The organism is Cytobacillus sp. Hm23, from assembly GCF_051842895.1.
Taxonomy (GTDB): domain Bacteria; phylum Bacillota; class Bacilli; order Bacillales; family SM2101; genus Nanhaiella.
Genome location: NZ_JBPXRQ010000083.1, coordinates 1 through 3,892 on the forward strand (window position 1 = coordinate 1; position 3,892 = coordinate 3,892).

General features: G+C 34.4%; 8 protein-coding genes and 1 pseudogene. 8 read left to right on the top strand and 1 reads right to left on the bottom strand.

Going from position 1 to position 3,892, the window contains the following annotated elements:
- Positions 1 to 8 precede the first annotated feature (8 nt).
- Positions 9 to 101: an IS3 family transposase gene (locus ACSVDA_RS24530; RefSeq protein ID WP_485886873.1), complete on the top strand. Its 93-nt coding sequence runs from the start codon at positions 9 to 11 to the stop codon at positions 99 to 101.
- A gap of 479 nt (positions 102 to 580) precedes the next feature.
- Here ACSVDA_RS24530 and ACSVDA_RS24535 read toward each other — a convergent pair whose 3' ends face one another.
- Positions 581 to 1,132, bottom strand: coding sequence for a hypothetical protein (locus tag ACSVDA_RS24535; protein WP_485887017.1), 552 nt, complete (start codon positions 1,130 to 1,132; stop codon positions 581 to 583).
- 290 nt (positions 1,133 to 1,422) lie between these two features.
- On the opposite strand from ACSVDA_RS24535, the gene ACSVDA_RS24540 reads away from it, so the two are divergent.
- From ACSVDA_RS24540 to ACSVDA_RS24570, 7 genes and pseudogenes are all read left to right on the top strand, one after another.
- On the top strand, positions 1,423 to 1,659 hold the full coding sequence (locus tag ACSVDA_RS24540) for a DUF3977 family protein (protein WP_485887019.1): 237 nt from the start codon (positions 1,423 to 1,425) through the stop codon (positions 1,657 to 1,659).
- A 49-nt stretch (positions 1,660 to 1,708) separates the two neighbouring features.
- Positions 1,709 to 1,870, top strand: coding sequence for a hypothetical protein (locus tag ACSVDA_RS24545; protein ID WP_485887021.1), 162 nt, complete (start codon positions 1,709 to 1,711; stop codon positions 1,868 to 1,870).
- Positions 1,871 to 1,898: 28 nt separating this feature from the next.
- Complete coding sequence (locus ACSVDA_RS24550; RefSeq protein WP_485887022.1) at positions 1,899 to 2,195, top strand: hypothetical protein; 297 nt, start codon at positions 1,899 to 1,901, stop codon at positions 2,193 to 2,195.
- A gap of 29 nt (positions 2,196 to 2,224) precedes the next feature.
- The gene (locus ACSVDA_RS24555) at positions 2,225 to 2,368 is read left to right on the top strand and encodes a hypothetical protein (RefSeq protein WP_485887024.1); all 144 of its coding nucleotides are present in this window, start codon (positions 2,225 to 2,227) and stop codon (positions 2,366 to 2,368) included.
- A gap of 84 nt (positions 2,369 to 2,452) precedes the next feature.
- Positions 2,453 to 2,731, top strand: a complete 279-nt coding sequence (locus ACSVDA_RS24560) for a hypothetical protein (RefSeq protein ID WP_485887026.1) — start codon at positions 2,453 to 2,455, stop codon at positions 2,729 to 2,731.
- 1 nt (position 2,732) lies between these two features.
- Positions 2,733 to 2,969 (top strand): holin, encoded by a 237-nt coding sequence (locus tag ACSVDA_RS24565; protein ID WP_485887028.1) that lies wholly within the window; start codon positions 2,733 to 2,735, stop codon positions 2,967 to 2,969.
- 63 nt (positions 2,970 to 3,032) lie between these two features.
- Positions 3,033 to 3,509, top strand: a pseudogene (locus tag ACSVDA_RS24570) (peptidoglycan recognition protein family protein); the annotation flags it as partial.
- Positions 3,510 to 3,892: the final 383 nt, after the last annotated feature.

The window sequence follows — 3,892 nt, forward strand, 5'->3', positions numbered from 1 at the left end:
ATGACTACGTGCATTGGTTTAACCATATTCGTATTCATAGCACACTAGGTTATGCAAGTCCTATTGAGTACAAAAATAAACACCTTAAGAAAATTGTCTAGTTAGGTGTTGACAGTCCACTGTCTACCTTAAGAGGAGCATATCATAGTTTAGAAAAACAGATAATACAAAATTAACGTAAAAAAGAGGGCGATAACCCTCATAGCATACTTGGTGAACTAAATAGCAATAATGTTTCATAAAAAAACCTCCAAAAAATTGAAGGTGTAAAAATAATACATGTATTCTATTTATTGATTTTTGATTCATTGATAGCATTCTTAACAGCTAGTTTAATCACCCAATATAAAATAGTTATGCCAATTCCGAGAAAAAATAAGTTATATAGTACCATCCATGGTGAAAATACAAACACTTAAAAGCTCACTCCTATTCATTGAATTTATGTAATAGAAAGATAAATACATTGTCTATTATAACAAAAGGACACCTAAAATTTTTGTTAAGTAACCACAATGATAGTTGTGTTTTACAAAAAAATATACCCTAAATAAGGGTAGTAAGTTTTAGAGATTGAAATCTATGGAGTGCAATTACTAGTAGGAATGCTGAATTCCCATCCACCAGAAATACTACCAGAATCCCCACCATCAGTGTCAGCAACAAAAAGACTCCATCGGCCATTAGGATTTATAAAATTAAAGGCACTTAACATTGAACCACCCGATTGATTAATTGGTGCAGGGGGTGGCAGAATAGCGAATTCACCACGATAGTTCGCTGGTTGAAAAGTTCCAGAAATAGGCGCGGATTCTCTAGGAAGAATAAGTGGCCCCATGTCGTCAAGGGAAAGTGTTATATCGTTTACTGAATTACCGTTTCCAACATCAGCCATTATAGCAGCGTTTTTTCCATTAGGAGCAACTAACAAGATGTCAACGTCATCTAAAAAGTCATAACTTAAATTTCTTAAAGTAACTATTACTTTTACAATTTTATCACTGGTCTCGAATCCAAAGACATTTATTGTTGAAGGGTAAGGCGTTGCTGTTCCAACTTCGAGTATTTGAATAGGGGTAGGATTCGAAATGTTTTTGTAGTAAGTATACAGTCTGATTTTTTTGGTGAACACGCGCAAAGGCTTCTTTTATATATTTTATTTGACACGAAAATCTCTCCTCTTAAGGTTAGTTATAATATTAAATGTTTGATTAGGTAATGTTGTATAAGCTGTTGGCTTAATGAACTTGTGGATTTTTAGTAAGGTTAGAAGAAAAAATACCATCTAAAATAAATTAATAGATGGTAGTCGAAGAGAAATCATGTCGAATTATTATATGTGTACTTATTTTGATTGTAGTGTGTCAATACCCTGTGGAATTTGAACTGTTTTTAGTAAACACATGGTAAGGAGAGTTTCTTTTGAAATATATTGAGTTTGGAATAGGTAACAAGTGGGTAATTAGAACAGAAACTGAATTAAGTGATGGTACGGAGTATGAGGAAAAAGGAATAGTTCGACCTATAAAATTCCAATCTGCATACATCCGTATCTGGGTGAAGAAGACAGTATTAATTCTTGACACTAAACAGGGATTCAAAAAGATGAAAAAGAATCGGAATGAATTTAAAATTATCTTCGGAATTGTTAGTAGTTAAGCCAAGGTTTAGTAAACACAAGATAGATGGAGGAGATTAGGAGGCCTATATGAAGTGTTATTACTGTGAAAAAGATAGTGAAGGACTTGCATTTCAACAGGGAGATTTTCTTTGCTTTGCTCATCAAGAATGTGCAGTGGAAAAGGTTAAATCTGATGGGAATTTAATTAAAGGTTTGGTGAATCCAAACAAGGTCAGAGAACGTTTATAGTGACTTTCTATAGTTAGGGGGTTAAGACATGACAGAGAAAGAAATTGAAAACATGCTAAAAGACTATCATTGGATGAATAAAGAAATCCATAGGCTGTACGAAACCCTTTATGGTAGAGGTGTAGCTTACTCTCATATCAGATATAAAGGAGTTGCAAAGTATGGGATTGATTCAGTTATGCCTACTGGTAGCGCGGGTAAAAGTCAAGCTGAGTTGAAGGATATGGACTTAAGGGAAGAGCGAAATTATAAACGTTTGATTAAATTTGTTGAGCGAGTAAAAGTGATTGAAACGACAGCACAAGAAATCTTGGCGACATTGTGACTATTCAGAATAAAGATTGGGGCGTAACAGTGGACGCAAGGATCACAGAAGTTACAGAAGTATATGAAACTGGAGGCTTTCAGTTAGAAGCAACATTTGGAAATGCTCAACCAACTTTAATAACTAAGCTTAAACAAGAGTTGTGGCAGATTGATGCAGAGATAAAACGATAGTAAACACAATACCCATTGAGGTGAATATCAAAAAAAAAGCCCTGTCACAAGGGCTTTTTATATTGAAATTTGAGAGGTGAACTTATGACAGTTGAATTAGGGTTATTACTTTCAGTTTTTGCGGCAGTTATTGCCTATTTAGGATATACCTTAAACAAAAACAAGGTAATCAAAAGTGATGGTCAAGAAAGTGCAGAAGTAAAGGCAGAGTTAGGATATATAAGAAGAGGTGTAGACGATATAAAGATTGACTTAAAAGCCAATGAAAAGCAAATCACTGCGCTTAGTGAACGTGTTACAAGGGTTGAAGAATCTAGTAAGCAAGCACATAAACGAATCGATATGATAAAGGAGGACAATTAATATGTTTGAAATTGTGATTGTAATTGCCGTAGTAGTAGCGTTAACGGAGTTTGTTAAGGAAGTTGATTTTATTCCTGTGAAATTTTTACCTGTGATATCTCTTTCATTAGGGATTTTAGCAGGTCTTTTTTATGTAGATGTTCCAACACTTCAAGAAAAAATCATGTTTGGTTTAATGATCGGTCTGTCTGCTGCAGGGTTGTTTGATCAATCCAAAATTATCACTAAAAAAAGGTGATAGATAAATCGTACAAGCATGTAAGATGCTACTGCATAAAATGAGATAAGGAGAAGATGAAAAATGATTAATGTCAGACAAAGAATAGTTCCATCAAATAAATACAGAATAAAATGCCCTTATTCAATGAATGCAGAGTACATCACTGTCCACAACACGTACAATGATGCTTCAGCCGAAAATGAAATAACGTACATGATTGATAACAATAATGAAGTGTCGTACCATTATGCGGTTGATGATAAAGAAGTTATACAAGGTATTCCTACTGATCGTAATGCTTGGCATTGTGGGGATGGTAACGGACCAGGAAACCGGTCATCAATTGGTATTGAAATTTGTTATTCAAAAAGTGGTGGAGATCGATACAAGAAAGCTGAAGCATTAGCTGTAAAGTTTGTTGCTCAACTGTTGAAAGAACGTAATTGGGGCATAGAGCGAGTTAAGAAACATCAAGACTGGTCCAATAAATACTGCCCTCATCGACTTTTATCTGAAGGTCGTTGGAAGGACTTTCTAAAAGCTGTTGAAGCAGAATTAATCCAGGAGGATAAAGATATGAAATTACAAGATTGGCAATATGAAGAGTTGGCCAAGATTTACGGAACTGCATATCAAAAGGGAATTTTGACAAGCGATAAGTGGCAACAGAAAGCTAAGAATAAAGAAATTACTGCTGATGAAGCTATATTTCTGAATGCTGTTCTTATTGATCGTATAAAGTAACGCATACAAAAAATAACAATTGCATAATATAGAATAACAGCATGATATCAACTCCACGAAAAAACAGCCCTGCAAAGCATAAAATGTACCCTATAGAGTAGACACTTAAAAAAAGTCTCCCTATAGGGTACATTTTTGTATAATGGAGAAACACAACTAGAGAAATACTTCGGATTGGAGAAAACTATGAGTAAAAA

What these genes read in the sequence shown, in the direction of transcription:
- ACSVDA_RS24545 (WP_485887021.1), top strand. Translation starts at nt 1,709, where the DNA reads ATGAAGTGTTATTACTGTGAAAAAGATAGTGAAGGACTTGCATTTCAA.
- ACSVDA_RS24550 (WP_485887022.1), top strand. Translation starts at nt 1,899, where the DNA reads ATGACAGAGAAAGAAATTGAAAACATGCTAAAAGACTATCATTGGATG.
- ACSVDA_RS24560 (WP_485887026.1), top strand. Translation starts at nt 2,453, where the DNA reads ATGACAGTTGAATTAGGGTTATTACTTTCAGTTTTTGCGGCAGTTATT.
- ACSVDA_RS24565 (WP_485887028.1), top strand. Translation starts at nt 2,733, where the DNA reads ATGTTTGAAATTGTGATTGTAATTGCCGTAGTAGTAGCGTTAACGGAG.